Annotated in this window: 19 protein-coding genes, 2 tRNA genes and 1 pseudogene; 12 read left to right on the top strand and 10 right to left on the bottom strand. The window is 74.1% G+C overall.

Annotated elements, in window-relative coordinates; genetic code table 11:
- Positions 1-287 precede the first annotated feature (287 nt).
- Together F3L20_RS31175 and F3L20_RS31170 are read right to left on the bottom strand one after the other, a co-directional pair.
- Positions 288-5,015, bottom strand: a complete 4,728-nt coding sequence (locus tag F3L20_RS31175; RefSeq protein ID WP_150157095.1) for a response regulator — start codon at positions 5,013-5,015, stop codon at positions 288-290.
- 217 nt (positions 5,016-5,232) lie between these two features.
- Positions 5,233-5,732, bottom strand: a pseudogene (locus F3L20_RS31170) (SSI family serine proteinase inhibitor).
- Between the two features lie 178 nt (positions 5,733-5,910).
- On the opposite strand from F3L20_RS31170, the gene F3L20_RS31165 reads away from it, so the two are divergent.
- Positions 5,911-6,001 (top strand) — tRNA-Ser (locus F3L20_RS31165).
- 190 nt (positions 6,002-6,191) lie between these two features.
- Positions 6,192-6,264, top strand: a tRNA-Arg gene (locus tag F3L20_RS31160).
- Positions 6,265-6,358: 94 nt separating this feature from the next.
- Here the strand turns inward: F3L20_RS31160 and F3L20_RS31155 are convergent.
- The 5 genes from F3L20_RS31155 to F3L20_RS31135 all read right to left on the bottom strand — a co-directional run bounded on the left by F3L20_RS31155 (position 6,359) and on the right by F3L20_RS31135 (position 10,782).
- Positions 6,359-7,489: a PP2C family protein-serine/threonine phosphatase gene (locus F3L20_RS31155; RefSeq protein ID WP_150157094.1), complete on the bottom strand. Its 1,131-nt coding sequence runs from the start codon at positions 7,487-7,489 to the stop codon at positions 6,359-6,361.
- 108 nt (positions 7,490-7,597) lie between these two features.
- Positions 7,598-8,986, bottom strand: coding sequence for an FAD-binding oxidoreductase (locus F3L20_RS31150; RefSeq protein ID WP_150157564.1), 1,389 nt, complete (start codon positions 8,984-8,986; stop codon positions 7,598-7,600).
- 251 nt (positions 8,987-9,237) lie between these two features.
- Positions 9,238-9,699: a potassium channel family protein gene (locus F3L20_RS31145; RefSeq protein ID WP_240810974.1), complete on the bottom strand. Its 462-nt coding sequence runs from the start codon at positions 9,697-9,699 to the stop codon at positions 9,238-9,240.
- A gap of 65 nt (positions 9,700-9,764) precedes the next feature.
- On the bottom strand, positions 9,765-10,196 hold the full coding sequence (locus F3L20_RS31140; protein WP_145829521.1) for a DUF7144 family membrane protein: 432 nt from the start codon (positions 10,194-10,196) through the stop codon (positions 9,765-9,767).
- A 109-nt stretch (positions 10,197-10,305) separates the two neighbouring features.
- On the bottom strand, positions 10,306-10,782 hold the full coding sequence (locus F3L20_RS31135) for a MarR family transcriptional regulator (protein WP_145829522.1): 477 nt from the start codon (positions 10,780-10,782) through the stop codon (positions 10,306-10,308).
- Between the two features lie 107 nt (positions 10,783-10,889).
- Between F3L20_RS31135 and F3L20_RS31130 the strand changes: the two genes are divergently transcribed.
- The 9 genes from F3L20_RS31130 (at position 10,890) to F3L20_RS31090 (ending at position 21,946) form a co-directional block, all read left to right on the top strand.
- Entirely contained in the window at positions 10,890-11,345 is a 456-nt protein-coding gene (locus tag F3L20_RS31130; RefSeq protein ID WP_150157092.1) for an HGxxPAAW family protein, read from the top strand.
- A gap of 138 nt (positions 11,346-11,483) precedes the next feature.
- Positions 11,484-12,356: a DUF2797 domain-containing protein gene (locus F3L20_RS31125; protein ID WP_150157091.1), complete on the top strand. Its 873-nt coding sequence runs from the start codon at positions 11,484-11,486 to the stop codon at positions 12,354-12,356.
- 289 nt (positions 12,357-12,645) lie between these two features.
- The gene (locus F3L20_RS31120) at positions 12,646-13,590 is read left to right on the top strand and encodes an amidohydrolase family protein (protein ID WP_150157090.1); all 945 of its coding nucleotides are present in this window, start codon (positions 12,646-12,648) and stop codon (positions 13,588-13,590) included.
- A gap of 103 nt (positions 13,591-13,693) precedes the next feature.
- Positions 13,694-14,434 carry a response regulator transcription factor gene (locus tag F3L20_RS31115; RefSeq protein ID WP_145829525.1) on the top strand — a complete coding sequence of 247 codons (741 nt, stop codon included), beginning with the start codon at positions 13,694-13,696 and terminating at the stop codon, positions 14,432-14,434.
- Complete coding sequence (locus F3L20_RS31110) at positions 14,431-16,053, top strand: sensor histidine kinase (protein WP_150157089.1); 1,623 nt, start codon at positions 14,431-14,433, stop codon at positions 16,051-16,053. Before F3L20_RS31115 ends, F3L20_RS31110 begins: the two co-directional genes overlap by 4 nt.
- 14 nt (positions 16,054-16,067) lie before the next feature.
- Complete coding sequence (locus tag F3L20_RS31105; RefSeq protein ID WP_150157088.1) at positions 16,068-17,372, top strand: bifunctional glycosyltransferase family 2/GtrA family protein; 1,305 nt, start codon at positions 16,068-16,070, stop codon at positions 17,370-17,372.
- Positions 17,369-19,528: an ArnT family glycosyltransferase gene (locus F3L20_RS31100; RefSeq protein WP_150157087.1), complete on the top strand. Its 2,160-nt coding sequence runs from the start codon at positions 17,369-17,371 to the stop codon at positions 19,526-19,528. The genes F3L20_RS31105 and F3L20_RS31100 overlap by 4 nt, the downstream gene beginning before the upstream one ends.
- Positions 19,529-19,582: 54 nt before the next feature.
- Positions 19,583-21,136, top strand: coding sequence for an MFS transporter (locus F3L20_RS31095; protein ID WP_240810797.1), 1,554 nt, complete (start codon positions 19,583-19,585; stop codon positions 21,134-21,136).
- A gap of 36 nt (positions 21,137-21,172) precedes the next feature.
- Positions 21,173-21,946: a TetR/AcrR family transcriptional regulator gene (locus F3L20_RS31090; RefSeq protein WP_150157086.1), complete on the top strand. Its 774-nt coding sequence runs from the start codon at positions 21,173-21,175 to the stop codon at positions 21,944-21,946.
- Positions 21,947-21,958: 12 nt separating this feature from the next.
- Here F3L20_RS31090 and F3L20_RS31085 read toward each other — a convergent pair whose 3' ends face one another.
- Positions 21,959-22,429 (bottom strand): PPOX class F420-dependent oxidoreductase, encoded by a 471-nt coding sequence (locus tag F3L20_RS31085; protein ID WP_150157085.1) that lies wholly within the window; start codon positions 22,427-22,429, stop codon positions 21,959-21,961.
- 9 nt (positions 22,430-22,438) lie between these two features.
- Positions 22,439-22,744 carry an STAS domain-containing protein gene (locus F3L20_RS31080; RefSeq protein WP_051490027.1) on the bottom strand — a complete coding sequence of 102 codons (306 nt, stop codon included), beginning with the start codon at positions 22,742-22,744 and terminating at the stop codon, positions 22,439-22,441.
- A gap of 163 nt (positions 22,745-22,907) precedes the next feature.
- Between F3L20_RS31080 and F3L20_RS31075 the strand changes: the two genes are divergently transcribed.
- Positions 22,908-23,669: an ANTAR domain-containing protein gene (locus F3L20_RS31075; protein ID WP_150157084.1), complete on the top strand. Its 762-nt coding sequence runs from the start codon at positions 22,908-22,910 to the stop codon at positions 23,667-23,669.
- 120 nt (positions 23,670-23,789) lie between these two features.
- On the opposite strand, the gene F3L20_RS31070 is transcribed toward F3L20_RS31075, so the two are convergent.
- Positions 23,790-24,611 carry a YceI family protein gene (locus tag F3L20_RS31070; protein WP_150157083.1) on the bottom strand — a complete coding sequence of 274 codons (822 nt, stop codon included), beginning with the start codon at positions 24,609-24,611 and terminating at the stop codon, positions 23,790-23,792.
- Positions 24,612-24,618 lie beyond the last annotated feature (7 nt).

The raw sequence follows: 24,618 nt of genomic DNA, 5'->3' as shown, positions 1-24,618 counted from the left end.
AGGTGGTGCCCGGCGGCAGGTGCCAGTGGTTCCGCTGCCCGGCGGCAGGTTGCGGTGCCCGGAGCCCGGAGTTCGGTGGCGAACGGTCAGTTGGTCCCGGTGTCCGCGTGTGGCCAGGCGCTCAGCGTCCGACGGACATCCGGTGCCGGCACCGGCGTACGGCCGGTTGAAACCGCGTCCGGCGGACGGTCGTCGACCCCGTAGTCCCGGAGCCCCGTAGTCCCGGAGTCCCGGAGTCCCGGAGTCCCGGAGTCCCGGAGTCCCGGAGTCCCGCGTCCCTGCGGACGTCAGTTCGTCCCGATGCGGGAGAGCAGGTCGACGATGCGATCCTGCACCGCGTCGCTGGTGGACCGCTCCGCGAGGAACAGCACCGTCTCGCCGGAGGCCAGCCGGGGCAGGTCGGCCGCGTCGACGGCGGCCGTGTAGACGACCAGCGGGGTGCGGGTGAGCTGTCCGTTCGCCCGCAGCCAGTCGATGATCCCGGCCTGACCGGCCTGCCGGTGCACCTGCATCAGGTCCATCACGACCAGGTTGGGCCGGAACTGACCCGCCAGCGCCACCGCGTCGGCGTCGCTCGCGGCCCGTGCGACCTGCATGCCACGCCGTTCCAGCGTGCTCGTCAGGGCCAGCGCGATCTCCGCGTGCTCCTCGACCAGCAGCACGCGCGGCGGGTGCTGCTCGCTGTCCCGAGGGGCGAGCGCCTTCAGCAGCACGGCGGGGTCGGCGCCGTACGCGGCGTCGCGGGATGCCTGTCCGAGTCCGGCCGTGACGAGCACCGGCACCTCTGCGGCCACCGCCGCCTGACGCAGCGACTGCAGCGCGGTCCGGGTGATCGGTCCGGTCAGCGGGTCGACGAACAGAGCCGCCGGGAAGGCCGCGATCTGTGCGTCGACCTCCTCGCGCGAGTGCACGATCACCGGCCGGTAGCCGCGGTCGCTCAGCGCCTGCTGCGTCGACACGTCCGGCGCGGGCCACACCAGCAGCCGGCGCGGGTTGTCCAGCGGCTCCGGCGGCAGTTCGTCGTCCATCGGCTGCGGACGCGGCGGGTCCGCCACCTCCACGGCCCCGCCCGGACCGTCCAGCGGCTCGGGTCCCTCGGCGGCGTCCGCGTCGGGCGCCCCTATCGCGTACGAACGTCCGGTGCCCTCGGCGGACGGCGCGAGCCGGGACTGACCGGCCGGCGTCGGCTGCGGCTGTGCCGGGGGCTGGGCGAGGGCGGTGGCCGGCGTGCGGTCGGGCTGCGCGGGCTCGGCCGCCGGGTGCGGACGGGCGCCCTGCGCACCGGGCGCCTGCGGACCGGCGGACGTCTGGCCGGTCGCGGCGGCAGCCGCGTCGGGACGCGTGCCGAGCTTGCGACGGCGTCCGGAGCCGCCCGGCTGGTGCGGGGGAGGCGTGGCCGACGCCGACGGCTGCTGGACCTGGGCGGCCTGCCGGTTGAACGGCACGCCCTGCCCCAGCGTCCGCACGCTGATCGCCCGGCCCTGCGTCGAGTTGGGGTCCGTCGGCGCGGCGGCCTCGGCGGGCAGCGGCTGGGCGGCGGCCCGCCGGTCCGGCGCCGGAGCGCCCTCGGGCGGCAGCGGCGTACCGCCGGACGGCGTGGGCTGCGCGGCGTTCGGCACGGGCGTTCCGGCGCCGGAGGTGTCACCGGCGGCGGGCCACTGCTGAGGGACCGGGGTGCCGGCGGACGGGGTGCCCTGCGCGGGCGGGGCCTCGGCGGGCAGCGGCTGGGCCGGCGGGAGCGGGGCTGCCGCCGCGGCGGGGTTCCGCGCCGGTGCCTGGGCCACGGCGTCGGCCGGGGCGGGCGCACCCTGCGGGGGCACCGCCCCCCACTGCTCGGGGGTGGCGGGAGCGGGGACGCCGGGCACCTGACCCGCCTCGGCGGGAGGAGCGACCGCGCGCCGGCGGCGGCCCGTCGGCGCGCTGGTGGGATGCGGCTGCGGCGGGGTGTGGTCCTCGGCCTGGTCGTGCGGCACGGCGTCGTGACGCCCGGCGTCGGGCACGGGAGCCCCTGGGGCAACCGGGTGCGCGGGCTGCCCCGCGACCTGCGGCGCCGAGGCGGCGGCCTGCGGCGGCTGACCGACAGCCTGCGGTGCCTGAGCGGCCGCTGCCTGCTGTGAGGTCGGCGGAACGGGTTGCGGAGCCTGCGGGTTCGCGACGACGGGCTGCAGATGCGGCGCGACCGGCTGGGCCGCGGACCCGGGAACCTGCGGATGGGGCGGCACGGGCTGCGCCGCCGAAGTGACGGGCTGGGGCGCCCGAGACATCTGCGGAGCCTGGGCTGCCTGCGGGGCCTGAGGCATCTGCGGAGCGTGCGCCTGAGGAGCCGCCTGCCCGTCCGGCAGGGCGCCCGGCATCACCGGCCCGCCCGCCTGAACCCCCTGAACGTCCTGTCCGCCCGCGACCTGACCCGGCGCCACGGGAACCTGCGCGCCCCCGGCAACCTGTCCCGGCGCCACGGGAACCTGCACAGCCCCCGCACCTTGCACAGCCCCCGCCGCCTGACCCGGAACCCCCGCCGCCTGCGCCGGAACCGTCGCCTGCGGAGCCGGCCCGGCACCCTGCTGTCCCGGAAGAACCCCGGCCTGCGGCGCCTGTCCCACCACCTCGGCCTGTCCGGCCGGTGCCGTCGGCTCGTCCTGGTCCGCCCCGGCCGGCGGCAGCGCGAACACCGTGCGCGGCGCCGCCTCCTGGGCAGCCGCCCGCTCGTTCGCGGCGGCCAGCGCCCGCCGGCGTCGTCCCGTCGGCTCCGTCTGCTGCTGGCCCGGGCCCTGCGCCGGGACGTGCACCGCGACCCCGGCCTGCGGCGCGCCGTCGGTCCCGCCGGCCGCGGGCAGTGCCGGTGCCAGCGCGGGCTGGTCACCGGCCGCGCGCCGGGCACGTCGGCCGGACGGTGCGGGCACCCCCTGCGGCGGTACGGTCCCGCCCAGCCCCGTGTTGGACGCCGCGGCGCCCGCGGCATGCTCGGCGGCGGTGACGACGGCGCCCTCGGACACCCCCGCCCCTCCCGCTCCGGCGAGTTCGACCTCGGCGCGCACCGCGGCCGGCGCGGCCTCGGCGGGCCGGCCCCGACGCCGCCCGGTGCCGCCGGATCCGCTCGTGTCCTCACCGGACGCCTGGGCCGGAAGCTGAGGCTGCGCGGGTTCCGCGGCGGCCGCCCGGCGCCTGCGCCGCCCGGTGGGCTGCGCGGCGTCCGTGGCGGGGGCGTCGTCACCGCCCGGGGTGTCGCTCGCCAGGAAGGCGTCGACGGACGCACGTCGCGCCCGGCGCCGTCCGCCGCTCGACGCCGGCTCGGCGGGAGCGGCGCCCTCCTCGGCGGGCACCGCCGCGTCCCGCCGCGGGGCCGGCACGACGCCCGCCCCGCCGCCGATCGGCACCTCGAGGACGAACGCGCTGCCGCTCATCCCCGGCACCTCGTGCGTCTGCAGGACACCGCCGTGCGCCCGGACGATGCCGCGCACGACCGGCTCGTGCACCGGGTCGCCGCCGCCGTACGGGCCGCGCACCTCGATGCGGACGACCTCGCCGCGCTGGGCCGCCGCGACCACGACCGTGTTGTCCAGGTATCCGCCCGCCGACAGGGGCGTGTTGCCGGTCGCGTCGACGCCGGCGACGTCGGCGACCAGGTGGGCGAGGGCGGTCGCGAGCAGACGCGGGTCCACCTCGGCCTCGATGGGCGGGGCGTGGACGGCGAACTGCACCCGGCCGGGGCCGATCAGCTCCACGGCCCCGTCGACACCTGCCGCGACGACGGCGTCGAGCATCACCTTGGTCCGGGCGATCTGCTCGGTGCCGGCGTCCAGCCGCTGGTAGCCGAGGACGTTGTCGATGAGGGTGGTGATCCGGGAGTAACCGGCCGAGAGGTGGTGGAGGACCTGGTTGGCCTCGGGCCACAGCTGTCCCGCGTCGTCGGCGGCCAGCGCGGCCAGTTCGCGGCGCAGTTCGTCCAGCGGGCCGCGCAGGGATCCGCCGAGGAGGGTGAGCAGCTGGTCGTGCCGGGCGGCGAGGGCCTCGTAGCGGTCCTTCTCGCGCTCGCCGAGGGCGGCGTACCGCTCCTCGTACGCGGCGAGTTCCTCCGCGTGCTTCTCCTGGAGTTCCTCCACCTCGGTGACATGGCTCTGGCGCAGGGCGGTCAGCTCGGAGCCGTGCTCCTCGGCGAGCCGCTCCAGTTCCTCGGCGTGGGCCCGCTCGGCGTCCTCCTTCTCCTGGAGCAGCGCGTCGTAGGGGCGGCGGTCGAGGAAGGTCATGACCGCGCCGACGAGCTGGTCGCCGTCGCGCACCGGCGCGGTGGTCAGGTCGACCGGCAGTTTGTCGCCGTTCTTGGCATAGAGGACCTGGCCGCGGACCCGGTGCTTGCGCCCGGAGCGCAGGGTGTCGGCGAGCGGGGACTCGGAGTACGGGAAGGGGGAGCCGTCGGCGCGCGAGTGCAGGACGAGCGTGTGCAGCTCGCGGCCGCCGAGCTCACCGGCCCGGTAGCCGAGGATCTGGGCGGCGGCCGGGTTGACCAGGACGATCCGCCCGTCGGTGTCGGTGCCGACGACGCCCTCGGAGGCGGCCCGCAGGATCATCTCCGTCTGCCGCTGCGAACGGGCCAGCTCGGCCTCGGTGTCGACGGTGCCGGAAAGGTCGCGGACGACGAGCATCAGCAGCTCGTCGCCGCTGTAGCCGTAACTGTCGTACGTGTGCTGGGTGTTCTCCAGATTCGCACTGGTGACCTCGACCGGGAACTCGGTCCCGTCGGTCCGCCGGGCGATCATCCGGGTCGGCTTGGTGCGTCCACGGGGGTCGATGTGGTCGGGCCGCCGCATGGAGCCGGGGATGAGTTTGCTGTCGAACTCCGGCAGCAGATCCAGCAGGCCCCGCCCCACCAGAGCGGTGCCCGGCGCCTCGAAGGCCTCCAGCGCGATGGTGTTGGCGTTGACGACGGTCCCGTTGGCGTTGACCAGCACCAGGGCGTCGGGAAGCGCGTCCAGTATGGCTGCGAGGCGAGCAGCGCCTCGGGATGGCCTGCTGCTCACGAGACGCTTCCTCCCTGTTACCGCGACGTGCCGACCGCTCGGGCCATCTTGCCAACCTGCCCGCAACGTGTCACGCGAGGGAGTCTAAGGGCTGGGGTTGCGCCCGCGACGCCGGATGGGACGGACGTCGCACCGTGAGGTGACGGCGATGTGACGCCCGGTACGCCCGGCACCCGCGACTGCCTGCGCCGACGCCCCGCGAACCTTCGCGGGACCTTTACGCCCCCTGTGCACCGACTGTCCGCCCCGGCTCGGGCAGCAGCGGCACCATCCGGTCCCAGCGGGCGATCGCGCACCCGTTCGTACGGTCGTACGTCGCGTCGACGGGGCGGCCGGCCCAGGTGCCGGTGATCCGGGCGGTGGCGGGCCCGCCGTACTGCATGGTGCACACGGCGTCCCGCGGCTGCGGGGCGAAGGCGTCCTCCCCCCACCGCGTCTGCCGCTGTACGGCCGCGCAGGCCCCGTTGGGGTCGGGGTGGCTGCCGCCGCTGGGCCGGCACCGCACCTCGTAGGTCCCGTCCGCCCCTTCGCCCGCGTCGCGCACGGTGACGGTGAGACGGTCACCGGGCGGATCCGACGGCCGGGGGAGGGCGCGGCGGCGAGCGAGGCGACGACCGCGACGAGGGCGGCGCCCGCGGCGGCGAACCGGCGCTTCGGCGACCGGACGGTGCCCGGGGTCGGGGCGGGGGACAGGGCGTGCTCTGCGAAGGGAGTCATGCCGTGATCAACGCGCCGGCGCGCGGGACGTTGCGCCACGACGGCGTGCCGGTCGGAAGGGCTTTGCCCTGCGGGCTCCCCGCCTAGTACCGTGGGGGGCGATTGGTGACACCCCAAGCGGTTGTGTCATCATCGGCACGCACCACCCACTCGCGCCCGCGCGCAGCAGGTTGTGCATGGAGGCGTCGCCTAGTCCGGTCTATGGCGCCGCACTGCTAATGCGGTTTGGGTCTTAAAGCCCATCGAGGGTTCAAATCCCTCCGCCTCCGCCCCGATGACGAAGCCCCGGCCCCAGCGGCCGGGGCTTCGTCGTTGCCGCCCCCGGAAGCCCACGTTTGTGCAGGTCACAAGGGGTAGGGCTAACGGATTTCACATGGCGGCGGCAGTCATGTAATGTTCTTCCTGTCGCCGCGAGCGGGCCGAAAGGGCCGGGACGCGGCGGTAAAACTGAAGAGACAAGCACTCGTAGCTTAACGGATAGAGCATCTGACTACGGATCAGAAGGTTGCAGGTTCGAATCCTGCCGAGTGCACACAGATCGAAGGCCCCGGAGAAATCCGGGGCCTTCGGCGTTTCCGGGTCCGGCCGGTTCTCGGGCCGGACGGCGGTGAGGTGGGGCGGTCGCGTCAGCCTGCCGCCCGTGGCGGCGCCGGGGTGTTCTCGTTCGGGTCGTCGTCCGGCAGGCGGGTGACGGCGAGGGCCGCGGCGTCGTCCTCGAGGTCCTTGGTGTGCCGGAACAGGGCGGTGAGCATCGTGTCCAGGACGGCACCGGGGTCCGCGGGCAACGGGCCGGTGAGCGGCGGGACCGGGTCGAAGAAGACACCGTCGCGGTCGCGGGCCTCGATGATGCCGTCGGTGAACATCACCAGCGTGGCACCGGGAGGCAGTTCGCACCGGTCCACCGGGACGGCGGGGCCGGCCAGGTCCCCCAGCCCCAGGGGCAGTGACGGCTCCTCCGGTTCCAGTACGGTCACCTCGCCCGCGTGGACCAGCAGCGGCGCCGGATGTCCCCGGTTCGCCATGCGGAGCGCGGAACGGTCGGGGAGGATCTCGACGAAGACGGCGGTGACGAAGTCCTCGTAGGGGGCGTCGTCCTGGCGCGCCTTGACGTCCTGCACCTGCGCCTCCACGGCCTGGACGACGGAGGGCAGGTCCGGCAGCCGGAGGGCCACCGCGTGGAAGGCGCCCAGCAGCGTGTTGACCAGTCTGACCGCCTGCATGCCCTTGCCACGCACGTCACCGATCACCATGCGCAGGCCGTGGGGTGTGTCGTGGACCGCGTACAGGTCGCCGCCGATCAGGGCCTCCTCCTGCGCCGCCTGGTACCGGGTGGCCACGGCCAGCCCGCGGACCCGGTCGGGCGTCGTCGGCAGCACCGCGCGCTGGACCGCCTCCGCGACCTGGCGGGAGGTCCGCAGCTGCTCCCGTTCGCGGGCGAACATCCGGTTGAGGAACCCCGCGACGACGGTGAGGGTGATGAGGGTCGTGAAGCCGATGACGTTCGCCCTGGTGAGTACCTCCTGGCTCTCCCGGAACGACAGCAGCCAGCCGACCAGGCAGGCGATGGCGCCACTGCCGACCGTCCAGGCCAGGGAGAACATCGGCGCCGCGATCAAGGAGACGGTCGCCAGGAGGGGAAAGGTGTTGAACGGGGGCCAGACGAGGTCGGTGAGGAGCGCGACGAGGAGCACGGCGGCGGGCAGGCAACGCGCCCACGGCAGTTTCCGGGAGCCGCCCTCGTGCTGGTATCGCTCCATCCGCGCGGCCCTCGGTCGTTCCGTCCCGTCCCGCGCCCCAGTCTCCGGCACGCCCTCCTCCGCGACCACCGGGCGCGTCCGTTCGCGTCCCGGCCGGGACGGGGACGCTCACGTGGTCGACGGAGGGATGTTCTGGTTGGCGTGGAAGAGGTTGTCGGGGTCGTAGGCGCGCTTGACCTCGGTGAGGCGGGCGTAGTTGTCGCGGTAGGTGGAGCGGACGCGCTCCGGGCCCTCGGCCTCGCCGATGAAGTTGACGTAGGAGCCGCCCATGGAGTGCGGGTGGAGGTCGGTCCAGTAGTCGACGCACCACTGGCGGACCAGGTCGGCGTTGGCCGGGTCCGGGTCGATGCCGGCGACCACGCCGGACCAGACGGCGTCCCGGTAGGCCCAGGCCGTCTCGCCCGGGGCGACGTCGTGGGCGGCACCGTCCACGGGGTACAGATGCATGGTCGACAGGGCGGTGGGCAGCGCCCGGCCGTACCGCTCGTGCACCGCGACCGCCTCGTCGGAGATCGCGTCGAAGAAGTCGCCCCGCCAGTACCACTGCAGACCCTTGGGGACCAGCTCGTCGAACATGGTCTGCAGGGCGGGGTACGACATCGGCGTGGCGAAGTGGAAGGCGGGCGGGGCCGGCTCGTCGACCACGGAGAGCACGTCCTCCAGGCGTCCGCCGTCCAGGTCGCCGGTGTAGCACCAGATGACGGCGCACATCTTCCGCCCGTGCAGCGGTTCCGGGAAGGGCGGGCCGGGCGGGACGGACATCACGGCGAAGAAGCCGTTGAGGTCCTCCGGCGCGGCGGGCAGGAACTCCCGGTACCAGCGCAGCACGTCCGCCGTCCGCTCGACCGGCCACACGGTCACCGCCACGCCGACCGTGTCCACCGGGTGCAGCCTGAAGGTGAACGAGGTGACGACGCCGAAGTTGCCGCCGCCGCCGCGCAGCGCCCACAGCAGGTCCGGGTGCTCCTTCTCCGTGGTGGTGACGACGCTGCCGTCGGCCAGCACCACGTCCGCGCCGATCAGGCTGTCGACCGTCAGGCCGTACTTGCGGGTCAGGTGGCCGTGGCCGCCGCCCAGAGTGAGACCGCCGACGCCGGTGGTCGAGTTGATGCCGGCCGGCACGCCGCGTCCGAAGGCGTGCGTCTCGTGGTCGAGGTCGCCGAGCTGGCTGCCGCCGCCGACCTGGGCCGTGCCGTTCTCCGGGTCGACCCGGACCCAGCGCATCGGGGACAGGTCGAGCGTGAGCCCGCCGTCGACCAGGCACAGGCCGGGGCCGCTGTGCCCGCCGCCGCGCACGGCGAGGTCGACACCCGTCTGCCGGGCGAAGGCGACCGTGGCCCGTACGTCCGCCGTGCCCGTGCAGCGGGCGATGGCGGCGGGACGGCGGTCGATCATGGCGTTGTAGATGCTGCGGGTCTCGTCGTACCCGGCGTCCTGCGGTGTGACGACAGGGCCTCGCAGGGCCTCGCGCAGATTGTCGAGAGCAGTTGCGTCCATGCCGCTCATGAGCCGACACCCCTTGGAGCAGTGCGGAACCGGAAGCGGGCCGCGTCGGACGGAACCGGCGGGACGGCAGGTCGCGGATCGCGGGACCCGCGAGCGGTGGTCGAGGCGCCGGGGGTCGGTGGGCCCGCCGGTGTCCGTCCGGGGTCCGGGGGAGAGCGGGTCCCCGGTTGTTCGGGGAGCGCGGTCCCCGCTCTTTAAGTGTGACGCCAGTCACAGTCATGCGCGACGCAGGGGGGCGGTGGTCAGGGCGGAGTGCCCGGTCCCCCGTGATGGCGCAGCACGTTGCGCAGGTGGTTGGTCAGGGCGGTGGCCGCGGCCGTGAGGAAGATGAAGCTGTAGAGGATCTGCAGGATGGCCACCAGGCGGGCGGACTGTCCGCGGGGCGTGATGTCGCCGTAGCCGACGGTGGCGAGGGTGACCAGGGTGAAGTAGAGCGCGTCGAGGCGTGTGGCGATGCCGTGCATCTCGCCGGGGTGCTGGGCGAGGCCCTGGTAGGCGGTCGCGAACACCAGCACGGACAGGCACATCAGCGGGGGGATGACCAGCCCCGGACGGACGCCCGGGACGGCCAGCAGCACCCGCGCTACCTGTACCAGCAGCAGGACGGCGATCAGGGCCAGGGCGAGACCGAAGAGCACCCAGCTGAGCACCGGGCGGCGTGGCCCCAGCCGGTCCAGCGGCAGCAGGAAGTACGCGGTGACCATCGCGGTCACCCCGGCCGCCTGCGCCACCCAGGGCCACGCGCCGCTCCGGCCGGCGGACGCCCCCTCTACGCCTGGGACTCGCGACGGGGTGCGCACAGGGCCCAGATGATGAAGCCGTCGATGACGATGAGGACGATCGACCACACCGGCTGGTAGGGCAGCCACACGAAGTTGGCGATCATGCTCAGTCCGGCCAGCGTGACACCCACCACCCGAGCCCAGGCGGCGCCCGTGAACAACGCCATGCCGGCGGCGGCCACCAGGGCGCCCAGGATCAGGTGCACCCAGCCCCAGCCGGTGAGGCTGAACTCGTAGGTGAAGTTGCGGGTGGCCACGAAGACGTCGTCCTGGGCGATGGCGGCGATGCCCTCGAAGATCGCCATGATGCCGCCGAACACCATGAGGACCGCGGCGGCGGCCGTCCAACTGGTGGCCCAGGGGTTCCGTGCCTCCCAGCCGGTCCCGTGCCCGCGCGTACCGCTGACATTGCTGGCCATGTTCTCGACCTTTCGGATGTCCCCGAGCGGTTCGATCTCATTCAGAGTGGCACCCCGGGCGGAACCCGGCACCTCGGTACCCGGCACGGCGCCTCGGGGCCGGACGTCGTCAGCCCTCGCGGCGGCGCTCCTCGCGGAAGCCCTCCGCCAGCGCGGTCGCGCGCGTGAACCAGTCGTTCAGTACGGCGAGCTCCTCGGGCGAGTAGTCGGCGAAGAGCTCGGCGAGGCGCGCGTAGTAGGGCTCGTACAGCCGGGTCGCCAGGGCCACCGCGTCGGGCTCGGCGGCCACGCGCACCCGGCGGCGGTCGGCGGGGTCGGGGCGGCGGGTGATGAAACCGGCCCGTTCCAGGCGGTTGAGGACGCCGGTCATCGCGCCGGTGGTGACGTGGACGCGTTCCGCCAGCTCACCGGCCGTGAGGAGGTCCTCCCCCGCCGCGATGACGAAGCCGAAGCAGGTCACGTCGGTGACGTTCAGGCCCATGAGCTGGGCCATCTCCTGCTGGCCGACCAGGTGGGTCGCGATCAGCCGGTCCATCGCCCACATCGCCTCCTGCTGGGTGGCGGGCGGGCGCGGAGTGACGTGCATGACGGGGCTTCCCCTTTTCCCTTAGGTCGTGAGATATTTCTGTTGTTAATCCCTTAGGACGTGAGATATCTCGTCCGGGGGAACGCCGACTGCGCGAAGGGGCAGACATGAGCGCGCACCCATATGACCACGGGCACACGGTCGCCGGATGGACCGGTTGCGGGATCGCCGTCACCGGGACGGCGGTGCTCGGCGCGGGCCTCTGCACCGGCTCCGGGCCGCTGCTCGTCGCCGGGGCGGTGGTCGTGGCGGTCGCCCTGCTGGTCACCTGGGGCCTCCACCTCGCCGGCTGGGGCAAGCCGTCGGGGCCGCGCCCGCGGGAGCAGTGGGACTGGCGGGTGCGCGACACCGGCGCCCGCGCCGGGCACCCGCGGTGCGTGGGATGCCGGCTGGCGGGGCGGGGCCGGGTGGCGTTTCCCGACGCGGTCGTGCCGGAACCCGCGCGCGTGGTGGCGTCCGTGACCGAACCCGCGTCGGCGTCCGTGCCCGTGTCGGCGTCGGCGTCGGCGTCGGCGTCCGTGCCCGTGTCGGCCGGCGCGGACTCGGTGGGCGCCGGGAGCTGATCCGGCCGGGGTCCGAGAGGCTGGCCGTCGCTCCGGACCGCGAGGACGCGCGAGCCGGGACGTCCGTACGTGAGCCGGTCGTGAGCCGTCCCCGCGGCAGCGCCCCGTTGTCAGTGGTCCCCCCTACGCTCGGCGGGGATGGCACAGGCATGGCGGTGTGCGGGGCTGAGCTGGACGGCGGACGGCCCCGTGCTGATCTGGGACGGGGGCCGGCGCTCGGCGCTGACCTGGGGGAAGACGGTGGCCTTCGGGGTCGCGGAGGGGGAAGTGCGGACCTGCGTCGGAGCGCGGGGGAACGCCTGCCCGCTCGGGGCCCCGGTGCCCGCGCGGAGCACCGGGGCGCGCTGCGAGGAGTGCGCCCGGCTGGACCGCGCGCACTCGGTGGCCGCCGACACGCTCGCGGACGATCCCCGGCCGTACCGCGTGTACCTGGCGTGGTTCGGGCCCGGGATGACCAAGGTCGGCATCACCGCCGCGCGGCGCGGTCCTGCCCGGCTGCTGGAGCAGGGGGCGGTCTGCTTCAGCTGGCTGGGCACCGGACCGCTGATGGCGGCGCGGCGCACCGAGGAGCTCCTCCGCGCCGCGCTGCGGGTGCCCGACCGGATCCCTTACGCCGCCAAGCGGGCGGCGCGGGCGGCGCTTCCGGCGATCGCTGAGGAACGGGCGGGTGAGCTGGCCGCGTTGCACGCGCGAGCCGTCGCCCTGAGCGGCTGGCCGGAGTCGCTCGACCCCGCCCCTTTCGCCCCCGTCGACCATGTGGCGGCGTTCGCCCTGGACCGGGCGCCCGCTCCGGTGGGCGAGGTCGGCGAGCTGGTGGCGGGAGGCGCGGTGAGCGGCGAGCTGGTGGCCGCCGCCGGACCCGATCTGCACCTGGCGACGGACCGCGGCGTCCTCGTGCTGGACACCCGGCTGCTGCGCGGCTGGGAGCTCGTCCCCGCCGCCGGGCAGGGGGTCGCGGTGCCGGTCAGGGCACTGAAGGAGCGGACGGGCGCTCAGGACGGGCTGTTCTGAGGGAAGGGCTGGCCGCCGGGTCGGAGGAAGGCTGGACTGCTGGGTCGGAGGAAGGCTGGACTGCTGGGTCCGAGGAAGGCTGGACTGCCGGGTCTGAGGGGGGCTGGACTGCCGGGTCTGAGGGGGGTCTGGACTGCCGGGTCTGGGGGGCTGGACTGCCGGGTCTGAGGAGGATCCGTGCCGCGCGGTCCGAGGAGGGTCCGGACTGCCGGGTCCGAGGAAGGGCCGGGCCGCCGGGTCAGGCGGTGGGGCTGGACCGACGCGGTGGTCGCGGGTGATCGTGTCGGGCATGAGCGTTCCCCGGACAGCCCTTCCGACCCGGCCCCGACCCCGCGACGAGACCGCCGGCGTACGGCGCTTCTGGCAGGAGCTCGGGCTGCCCGGCCTCGTCGACGTGCACACGCACTTCATGCCGGAGCGGGTGCTCCGCAAGGTGTGGGCGTACTTCGACGGGCTCGGCCCGCTGACCGGCGGGATCGAGTGGCCGATCACCTACCGTGCGGAGGAGGCGGAACGGGCGGCGCTGCTGCGCGCGTTCGGCGTGCGCGCCTTCACGTCGATGCTCTACCCGCACAAGCCGGGCATGGCCCGCTGGCTGAACGACTGGGCGGCCGGCTTCGCCCGCCGCACCCCCGACTGCCTGCACACCTCCACGTTCTTCCCCGAGCCCGGTGCCGCGGACTACGTGCGCGAGGCCGTCGAGGACGGCGCGCGCGTCTTCAAGGCGCATGTACAGGTGGGCGGTTACGACCCGGCCGACGAGGCGCTCGACGCCTGCTGGGGGCTGCTCGCCGAGGCGGGCGTCCCGGTCGTCGTGCACTGCGGTTCGGGCCCCGCCCCCGGCAAGCACACCGGGCCCGAGCCGGTCGCCCGTGTGCTCGCCCGGCACCCCCGGCTGCGGCTGGTGGTGGCCCACCTGGGCATGCCGGAGTACGAGGACTTCCTGGACCTGGCCGAGCGGTACGCGGAGGTGCGCCTGGACACCACGATGGCCTTCACCGACTTCAGCGAGCGGATGGCGCCGTTCCCCGGGCGGGCGCTGTCCCGGCTCGCGGACCTCGGCGACCGGGTCCTGCTCGGCACCGACTTCCCCAACATCCCTTACCGGTACGCCCACCAGCTCGACGCCCTGGCGGGACTGGGACTCGGGGAGGGCTGGCTGCGGGCGGTCTGCCACGACAACGCGGCCCGGCTGTTCGGCCTGCCGGACACACCGGGGGCGGCGCCCGTATGAGAGCGGGGCGCGGCGCCCTGCCTGGGACAGGCCCGTGGGTTTCTCAGCGAAAACACAGAAAGACGAAAGGGTGCTCTCAGAGGAGCCCCTCATCGTGTCCGGTATGACCACGATCTCGCCCCAGGGGCGCTCCGCACTGCTCCGGCCGGACGGAAGCTCCGTCCGGGTGCTGGTGGTGGACGACGAGCAGTCGATCACCGAACTGCTCTCCATGGCCCTGCGCTACGAGGGCTGGCAGATCCGCAGTGCCTCCGACGGCCAGGGCGCCGTGCGCGCCGCCCGCGAGTTCCGTCCCGACGCCGTCGTCCTGGACATGATGCTGCCCGACATGGACGGACTGGCCGTCCTCGGCCGGCTGCGCCATGAGCTGCCGGACGTGCCCGTGCTGTTCCTGACCGCCAAGGACGCCGTCGAGGACCGTATCGCCGGGCTGACCGCGGGCGGGGACGACTACGTGACCAAGCCGTTCAGCCTGGAGGAGGTCGTCGCACGGCTGCGCGGGCTGATCCGCCGCTCCGGCGCGAGCGACCGCCGCTCCGACGCCGTCCTGGTGGTCGGCGACCTCACCCTGGACGAGGACAGCCACGAGGTGACGCGCGGCGGCCGGAGCATCCACCTCACCGCCACCGAGTTCGAGCTGCTGCGCTTCCTCATGCGCAACCCGCGGCGCGTGCTCAGCAAGGCCCAGATCCTCGACCGGGTCTGGTCGTACGACTTCGGCGGGCAGGCGAACGTCGTCGAGCTGTACATCTCCTACCTGCGCCGGAAGATCGACGCGGGCCGGGAGCCGATGATCCACACCCGCCGCGGCGCCGGCTACCTGCTCAAGCCCGCGGTGTCGTGAGCGGACGCGGACGGTCGCGTCCCCGCACGCTGCGGACGCGGCTCGTCGTCGCGTCCGTGACGCTGATCGCGGTGGTGTGCGCGGTGATCGGCACGGTGACCGCGCTGGCCCTCCGCTCCCACCTGTACGAGCAGCTCGACGGACAGCTGCGCGAGGCGGCGATGCGGGCGACGGGCGGCCCTCCGGGCGCCGGACCGCATCTCGGGCTTCCGGGGGGCCGCCTCGACTTCGTGACCAAGGGTCCGCAGATGTTCGGCACCGTCGGTGCGACCGTGGTGAACGGCACGGTGACCGACGGGATCGTCAGCAACTCCCGTGAGGAGAACGGGGTCAGGACGCCCGAGGCCGGCCGGCTCACCGCCGCCCAGCTCGCCGCCCTGGAGGCGGTCCCGCGCGACCGGCGGGAGCACACCGCCGACCTGCCGGGCCTCGGGAGCTACCGCGTCGTCTTCGCGGAGGGCCCCAACGGCGCCTTCTACGTGGCCGTCCCCACCACCGACGTCGACGCCACCGTCACCACCTTGATCCTGGTGGAGATCAGCGTCACCGCCGCCGGGCTCGTCGCCGCGTCCCTGGCCGGCGCCGTCATCGTCGGGGTCGCCACCCGGCCCCTGCGCCGGGTCGCCGCCACCGCCACCCGCGTCGCCGAACTTCCCCTGCACCGGGGCGAGGTCATGCTGGAGGAGCGCGTCCCGGAGTCCGAGTGCGATCCGCACACCGAGATCGGGCGGGTCGGCGCCGCCCTGAACCGGATGCTCGACCACGTCCACGGCGCCCTGGACGCACGCCAGACGAGCGAGACCCGCGTACGCCAGTTCGTCGCGGACGCGAGTCACGAGCTGCGCACCCCGCTCGCCTCCATCCGCGGGTACGCCGAACTCACCCGGCGTGGACGGGAGGAGACCGGCCCGGACACCCGGCACGCGCTGCGCAGGATCGAGTCCGAGGCGGACCGGATGACCCTGCTGGTCGAGGACCTGCTGCTGCTCGCCCGGCTGGACGCCGGACGGCCCCTGCGGTTCACGGAGACCGACCTGGTGCCGCTGGTCGTGGACACCGTCAGCGACGCCCGCGCCGCCGGACCGGGCCACCACTGGCGCCTGGACCTGCCCGACGGGCCCGCGCCGGTGGTCGCCGACGCCGCCCGGCTGCAGCAGGTCCTCGTCAACCTGTTCGCCAACGCCCGTATCCACACCCCGCCCGGCACCACCGTCACCGCGCGGGTGCGCCGCGACGGGCCCCGGCTCCGGGTGGACGTCGCCGACGACGGGCCCGGCATCCCGCCGGATCTGCTGCCCCACGTCTTCGAACGGTTCGCGCGTGGCGACGCGGCGCGCACCCGGGCCACCGGCTCGACCGGGCTGGGCCTGGCCATCGTGCGGGCGGTGGCGACCGCACACGGCGGCACCGTGACCGTCGACAGCGCGCCTGGACGGACGGTGTTCACGCTCCACCTGCCCGCGCCCGCGACCTCGGGATCTCCCGCGCCCGCGATCCCGGCACCTTCCGTCGCCGTGATCTCCGCACCTCCCGCGCCCGTGATCCCGCCCGCGTCCGCCGTCCCGCCCGACTCACAGCCCCGGCACAGCATCGCCACAGAGGTACGACAGGGCGGTTGACCAGGGTCGGTCCCATGCGAACCGAACCCTCTCCCGGCACCCTGCCGGCTCGGGAGCACCTTCCGGCCGGCTGGGCCGGCACACCGGTCCTGGACGTCGTCGTCCCCGTGTACAACGAGGAGAAGGACCTCCAGCGGTGCGTCCGCCGGCTGCACGAACACCTCACCCGCACCTTCCCCTACGCGTTCCGCATCACGGTCGCCGACAACGCGTCCACGGACGGCACCCCGCACCTCGCCGGGGAGCTGGCCCGGCGGATCCCGGAGGTCCGGTCCGTGCGGCTGGAGCAGAAGGGCCGCGGCCGCGCGCTGCGCACCGTCTGGTCGGCCTCGGACGCACCCGTGCTCGCCTACATGGACGTGGATCTGTCCACCGACCTCAACGCCCTGCTCCCGCTGGTCGCCCCGCTGATCTCCGGGCACTCGGACCTGGCCATCGGCTCCCGGCTGAGCCGCAGCGCACGGGTGGTGCGGGGGCCCAAGCGGGAGTTCGTCAGCCGCGCCTACAACCTGATCCTGCGCGGCTCGCTCCAGACGCGCTTCTCCGACGCGCAATGCGGGTTCAAGGCGGTCCGCCGGGACGTGGCGCGGGCGCTGCTGCCGCTGGTGGAGGACGGCGGCTGGTTCTTCGACACCGAGCTGCTGGTGCTCGCCGAGCGGGCCGGACTGCGCATCCACGAGGTGCCGGTCGACTGGGTCGACGACCCCGACTCGACCGTGCGTATCGTGCGCACGGCAACGGAGGACCTGAAGGGCGTCTGGCGGGTCGGCAGGGCGCTGGCGACCGGCGCGCTGCCGCTGCACCGGCTCGCCCGCCCGTTCGGCGACGACCCGCGTGACCGGGACATCGAGGACGTACCGCGAGGGCTGGCCCGTCAACTGGTCGGCTTCTGCGCCGTCGGCGCCCTGTCCACCCTGTTCTACCTGCTCCTCTACAGCGGCTTCCGGACCTTCGCCGGCTCCCAGGTCGCCAACGGGCTCGCGCTGCTGGTCTCCGCGGTCGCCAACACCGCCGCCAACCGCCGGCTGACCTTCGGGGTGCGGGGGCGGGGCGGGCTGGTCCGCCATCAGGCGCAGGGGCTGGTCGTCCTCGCCATCGGTCTGGCGCTGACCAGCGGCTCGCTCGCCGCCCTGAACACGGCGAGCGGCGACCCCGGCCGCTCCACGGAACTGGCGGTCCTCGTGGCCGCCAACCTCGCGGCGACCGTGCTGCGGTTCCTGCTCCTGAGGGCGTGGGTGTTCCCCGACCGTCCCGGCGACCGCGCCGCCGACCGTCCCGGCGACCGCACCTCCGCCCCCGACCCGAGGACCGCCCGATGACCACTCCGCACGAGCCGACGGCGGCCCCCGCCCCCGCGGATCCCCTCCCCGCGTCCGCGCCGCCCGGCGCGAGCGCCGTACCCGCCGCCGGAAGCGCATCTTCCGCCGACCCCCGCCGGGCCCGCCCGGCCCTGCTCGCGCTGCTCCTGCTGACCGCGCTGCTCTACCTCTGGAACCTCCAGGCGTCCGGTTACGCCAACTCCTTCTACTCGGCGGCCGTCCAGGCCGGCAGCCAGTCCTGGAAGGCGTTCTTCTTCGGGTCGCTGGACGCGGCCAACGCCATCACCGTGGACAAGCCCCCGGCCGCGCTGTGGCCGATGGCCCTGTCGGTGCGCCTGTTCGGCCTCAACTCCTGGGCGATCCTGGTGCCCGAGGTGTTGATGGGCGTCGGCACGGTCGCCGTCGTGTACGGGGCCGTACGGCGCCGCTCCGGGCCGGGCGCCGGGCTGCTGGCGGGGGCGGTGCTCGCCCTCACCCCGGTCGCGGCGCTGATGTTCCGGTTCAACAACCCGGACGCGCTGCTCGCGCTGCTGATGGCCGTCGCCTGCTCCTTCCTGGTCCGGGCCCTGGAGGACGGCCGCACGAAGTGGCTGGTGTGGGCCGGGGTCGCCATCGGCTTCGCGTTCCTCACCAAGACGTTGCAGGCCTTCCTGATCCTCCCGGCCCTGGCGGCGGTCTACGCCGTCTGCGCCCCGGTGCGGCCGCGGAAGCGGTTCGTCCAGCTGGCCCTGGCGACCGTCGCGCTCGTGGTGTCCGGCGGCTGGTGGGTCGCGGTGGTGGAGCTGTGGCCGGCGTCCTCGCGGCCGTACGTCGGCGGCTCGCAGAACAACAGCTTCCTGGAGCTGACCATCGGCTACAACGGCCTCGGCCGCCTCAACGGCGACGAGACGGGCAGCGTCGGCGGCGGGGGCGGCCCGGGCGGCGGCGGACGCTGGGGCGAGACCGGACTGGGCCGGATGTTCGACGCCGACATCGGCGGCCAGATCTCCTGGCTGCTGCCCGCCGCGCTGCTCCTGCTCGTCGCCGGCCTGGTGCTCACGCGGAGGGCAGGGCGGACCGACGTCACCCGTGCCGCGTTCCTGGTGTGGGGCGGCTCGCTGCTGACGACCGCGGTGGTCTTCAGCTTCATGGCCGGCATCTTCCACCAGTACTACACGGTGGCGCTGGCCCCCTACCTGGCCGCCGTCACCGGCATGGGCGCGGCGGCCCTGTGGCGCGGGCGGCGGGACACCTGGGCCGCCCTCACGCTGGCCGCGTCCGTCACGGTGACGGCGGTCTGGGGCTACGTCCTGCTCCACCGCACGCCCGACCACCTGCCGTGGCTGCGCTGGCTCGTCCTGGTCGGAGGGCTCCCCGCCGCGCTCGGGCTGGTCTTGGCGGGCCGGGCGGGGCGCCGGGTGGTGCTCGCGGCGGCCGGACTGGGCCTGGCGGCCTCGCTGGCCGGCCCGACGGCGTACACCCTGAGCACCGTGCGGGAGGGACACTCCGGTTCCATCGTCACCGCCGGTCCGGCGTCGGGGCAGGGCGGCGGGGCCGACCCAGTTCGGCGGCCCCGGCGGGGCGGGGCTCCGGGAGAGGACGGCGGCGGGCGGAACGGCACCCCGCCCGGGACGAACGGCACCGGCGGCTTCCCTGGCGGCGGCCCGAACGGCGGCTCCCGGGACGGCGGTCCGGCCGGCGGCACCCCGCCCGGCGCGAACGGCTCGGACAGCGGAGGCTTCCCCGGCGGCGGGACCACGGAAGCGGCCGGCCCTCGCGGCGGCATGGGCGGCCTGCTCGGCGGCGCGGACGTCGACGCCGAGGCCCGCGCGCTGCTGGAGGCCGACGCCGACGACTACACCTGGGTGGCGGCGGCGATCGGCGCCCAGAACGCGGCCGGCTACCAACTCGCCACCGGGAACCCCGTGATGGCGATCGGCGGCTTCAACGGCACCGACCCGTCCCCGACCCTCGAACAGTTCCAGCAGTACGTGCAGGACGGCCGCATCCACTACTTCGTCGCGGGCGGCGGCATGGGCATGGACGGAGGTCCGGGCGGCTCCGACGGCACGGGCACCTCCGCGGCGATCACCGCCTGGGTGCAGGCGACCTTCGAGGAGGTGACGGCCGGCTCCTCGGCCTTCTACGACCTCACCCGCCCGGCATCCGGGGACTGACCGCCGTACGGAGTCGTGTTGTACACCGTAAGTGCTTGTTCTACGGTGTACAGCATGACGACGTCCTCGCGGGAACCCTCGACCGCGTCCCCCGGCCCGGACCCGCGGAACGTCCGGGCGGCCCACACGCCGCCCGGTCATGCCCGGCGCTGGCTGATCCTCGGCGTCATCTGCCTCGCCCAGCTCACGGTGCTGCTGGACAACACCGTGCTCAACGTGGCGATCCCCTCCCTCACCAGGGAGATGGACGCCTCGACCGCCGACATCCAGTGGATGATCAACGCCTACTCCCTGGTGCAGTCGGGCCTGCTGCTCAGCGCGGGGAACGCCGCCGACCGCTACGGCCGCAAGAAGATGCTGATCGTGGGCCTGGCGCTGTTCGGCGCGGGCTCGCTGGTGGCCGGGCTTGCCCAGTCGTCGGGCCAGCTGATCGCGGCGCGGGCGGGCATGGGCGTCGGCGGGGCGCTGCTGCTCACGACCACCCTCGCCGTCGTCATGCAGATCTTCACGCCCGAGGAGCAGCCCCGGGCGATCGGCATCTGGAGCGCCGTCAACTCCCTGGGCTTCGCGGCCGGTCCGCTGGTCGGCGGGTTCGTGCTGAACCACTTCTGGTGGGGTGCCATCTTCCTGATCAACCTTCCGGTCGTGGTCCTGGCCCTGGCCGCCGTCACGGCGTACGTCCCCGAGTCCCGCAACCGGCAGGGCGACCGGCCCGACCTGGTCGGCGCGGTGCTCTCCACCATCGGCATGACCGCCCTGGTCTACGCGATCATCTCCGGCCCCGAGCACGGCTGGACGTCGGGCCTGGTGCTCGCCACGGCGGCGACGGCGGTCCTGGTCCTCGGCGCCTTCGCGTACTGGGAGAGCCGGATCCCGTACCCGATGCTCGACCCGCACTTCTTCCGCAACCGGCGCTTCACGGGCGCGGTCGGCGGACTGGTGCTGATCACCTTCGGCATGGGCGGCGCGCTCTTCCTGCTCACCCAGTACCTGCAGTTCGTCCTCGGGTACGGCCCCCTGGAAGCGGGGCTGCGCACCGCGCCGATGGCGCTGACCGTGGTCGCCCTCAACTTCACCGGCGTGGGCACCAGGTGGTCGGCGAGGCTGGGCACTCCGCTGTCCATCGCGCTCGGCATGGGGCTGATGGCGGCCGGCCTGGTGTCGACAGCGACCCTCACCGAGCACGGCTACGGCGGGACCCTGCTGGGCCTGGTGCTGATCGGCGCGGGCACGGCGATCGGCAGCCCGGTGATGGCGCACGCCGTGATGAGCTCCGTGCCCCGGGAGAAGGCCGGTGTCGGCGCGGGCATCAACGGCACCCTCGCCGAGTTCGGCAACGGGCTCGGGGTCGCCGTCCTGGGCGCGGTGCTCAACGCCCGGTTCGCGGCGCTGGTGCCGGTGGCGGCGACCTCGCTGCCGGTGGCGCTGGCCGCGGCCGGATCGGACGGCGAGCGCGCCGAGATCACCGGGGCGTTCTCCTCCGGCCTGGAGACCAGCCTGCTGGTGGGCGCGGTGGCGGTGCTGCTCGGCGGACTGATCGCGGCGGGCCTGCTGCGCCGGGCCGACCGCGCCGACACGCGGGCCGCGGACGGCGGGACGGACGCCTAGCATGAACCGGCGTCGGCGAGTCGAGGAAGGTGCGCCATGGTGAGGGCAGCCCAGCGGTCCGGGAAGGCGCCGCGGCCCAGTGTCTGGCTGGAGGGCAGGGCCCGGGGCGGCGGGCGCGGCGGACGCCAGCCGTCCGGACTCGACCGGGAGAGGATCACCGGGGCCACCGTGCGGCTGCTGGACGCCGAGGGCCTGGCGACGTTCTCCATGCGCCGCCTCGCCGCCGAGCTCGACGTGACCGCGATGTCCGTCTACTGGTACGTCGACACCAAGGACGACCTCCTCGAACTGGCCCTGGACCGCGCCTTCGGCGAACTCGTCCTCCCCGGCCCGGAGTCCGGCGAGGACTGGCGCGCCGACCTGCGCGCACTGGCCCGCGAGTACCGCGCGCTGCTGGTGCGCCACCCCTGGCTGTCGGCGCTGGCCGGCCGCTTCCTCAACATCGGGCCCAACGCGCTGCGCTTCTCCGGAGTGATCCAGCAGGTCCTCGGCCGCAGCGGTCTGCCCGAGCACGGGGTCACCGGGGCGATCTCCGCCGTGTTCCAGTTCGTGTACGGCTACGGCACCATCGAGGGCCACTTCCACGACCGGGTGGCCGCCACGGGCCTGACCCCGGACGAGTACCACCGCCGGGCCATGAACGAGGTGACGCGGGACCCGGACGCCTCCGACGTGATCGGGCAGTCGGCCCGGATCATGGAGGCCCGCGGCGGCGACACCGTCGAGGAGATGCTGGAGCGGGACTTCACCTTCGCCCTGGACCTGCTCGTGGCGGGCATCGAGACGATGGTGGCCCGCAGCCGCGGATGACGTGGGCGGCGCCTAGTCGCCCTCCGCGAGCCGCGCGGGGAAGCCGCCGGTGGCGACCGGCCCCCAGCGCTCCGGGGTGACCCGGATCAGCGACTTGCCCTGCTTGACCATCGCCGCCCGGTACTCGTCCCAGTCGGGGTGCTCCCCGGCGATGTTGCGGTAGTACTCCACCAGCGGCTCCACCGCCTCGGGCATGTCCAGGACCTCGGCGGTGCCGTCGATCTGCACCCACGGCCCGTTCCACTCGTCGCTCAGGACGATCAGGCTCACCCGGGGGTCCCGCTTGGCGTTGCGCGTCTTGGCACGCTCGGGGTACGTGGACACCACGATCCGCCCCGAGTCGTCGACACCGCAGGTCAGCGGGGAGCCCTGGGGGCTGCCGTCGGCCCGCCGGGTCAGCAGGACCGCCCGGTGCCGGGGCCGTACGAAGTCGAGCAACTCGTCGAGGGAGACGCTGGTGTTGGTCGCGATGTTCGGTGCCATGGCGTCAGCCTAGGCCGCCATCGCCTCCGGAAGGTTGTCGTACACGGGGACGTCACGGCGCAGGCCGGTCAGTTCCAGCACCCGGCCGGCCACGCTTTCCGGGAGCGCCACCAGATGGACCCGGGTGTCGGGCAGCAGAAGTCTTCGGGCGTCGTTGATCAGACGGACTCCCTGGGAGTCCATGAAACGGGTCGCGGACAGGTCGAGGACCATCACCTGGGCGGGTCCTTCGGAGCCGGAGCGGGCCTGATACATGATCAGCGGCAGCAGGCCGTCGGCGTTGCAGAAGTCGATCTCCGACGGCAGCGGGAGCATCACGCGCTCGGAGGGATACGGGGGGAGGGTCACTGCACTCACCTGACGGTCGATTGTCCGAATACGGAAAAAGGCCGCTTCCTGACCCTCCGCCCATTGCACCACGTCGGGGTGTGTGACCGGAAGCGGCTAAAGTTTGTACGTCCTGTGCTCGCAGTCGGGAATGTGCTGCGGAGCTCTCCTGCGCACGGCCGTCCGGTCGTGCTCGCCGAAGAGGTTCGTGGTGGTCTCCTCCCAGTTTTCCGATTGCGGCTTCCCCCATGGTGTGGACCTGGCGGAGGCATTGACGGCGGCGGCCCGCCGGCTGCACGAAACGGCGTCGGCCGACAGCACGCTGGACGCCGCGGTGCGTCTCACGGTGGATCTGCTGCCCGGCGCGGAGCACGCGGCCATCTCCGTCATAGAGCGCGACAACCGGCGCCGCCCGCTCGCCTGGACCGACGAGGTCGTCCGCGCCGCCGAGGACGGCGGGCCCCCGGCCGGGCGTCAGCCGTACTGGCAGCGGCTGTGGAACGCGCCGGTGGCCGAGGTCGCGGACAGCGAGGGTGACGAGGGCGAGGACACGCTGTCCGGGCTGGGACTGCGCTCGGTGCTGTCGCTGCGGCTGCGCGTCGACCGGCGGCGGCTGACCGTCCTCACGGCGTACGCCCGCAAGCCGCGCGCCTTCGACGAGGCGGCGCTGCGGGTCGGGCGGCTGTTCACCACGCACGTCGGCATCGCCCTCGACTCCGCCACCGTGCGGGAGCAGCTCACCGAGGCCATGCGCACCCGGGACCTGATCGGCCAGGCGACCGGCATCCTGATGGAACGCATGGACCTCGACGCGGCCGGTGCCTTCGAGAGCATGGTCCGCGCCTCCCAGCGCGAGAACGTCAAACTCCGCGACCTGGCCCTCCGCATCGTCGCCACCCACGAGAAACCCTGACGGCCTCCTCCGCGACACCCGGGCGGCCGTGCTTCCGCGGCCGGCGCGCGGTGGCGCGCCGCCGCTTCCTCCACTCCCCATGGGCGGGCCCCGGTCGAAGGAGCGGGCCCGGACCCGGTTTCAGACGGTGGGGAGGGTTTCGCCCTGGACCGCCTGGACGTCGAGTTCCACGCGCAGGGTGGTGCCGATGGCGGCGATGCCGGCTTGGACGACCTGGTTGTAGTTCATCGCGAAGTCCTCGCGGTGCAGCTCGGTCGTCGCGCGGAAGGCCGCGCGGGTGCCGCCCCACGGGTCGGCGCCGGTGCCGAGGTAGGCGAGGTCCAGGTCGACCGGGCGGACCACCCCGCGCATGGTCAGCTCGCCGTGGACGGTCCAGCGGTCGGTGCCCGCCTGGGTCAGCCCCGTGGACCGGTAGGTGATCTCCGGGTACCGCTCGACGTGCAGGAAGTCCGGGGACCGCAGATGGGTGTCGCGCATCCCGTTGCCGGTGTCGATGGACGCGGCCTGGATGACCGCCTCGACACGGGACTTGGTCACGTCGTCCGGGGCGATCTCCACCGTGGCCGAGAAGTCGGTGAACCGTCCCCGCACGCTGGAGATGCCCAGGTGCTGGGCGACCGCCGCCACACCGGAGTGCGCCGGGTCGACGGTCCACGGTCCGGGCGGCGGCAGCTCCGTGCCCCCGGTGCGGGCCAGCGTCACGGTCCCGACCTCGGCACGCCCGCTCGCGGTGACGAGGGCGCTCGCGGCGGCGGGCGCGTACCCGACCGCGGTCACGACGACGGTGTACGCCCCCGGCGTCAGCTCGGTGGCGTCCCGGACGGCGCCCTCGGCGTCCGCCTCGGCGCGCAGCACCTGGCTGCCGGTCCCGTCGGTGAGCGTGACGACCGCGTGAGACACGGCCCATCCGTCCCGGGTACGGATCCTCGCGGTCAGTGGCATCCGGTCT

The sequence above is a fragment of the Streptomyces tendae genome (assembly GCF_008632955.1).
Lineage (GTDB): Bacteria > Actinomycetota > Actinomycetes > Streptomycetales > Streptomycetaceae > Streptomyces.
This window is presented reverse-complemented; position numbering and strand designations above follow the sequence as displayed.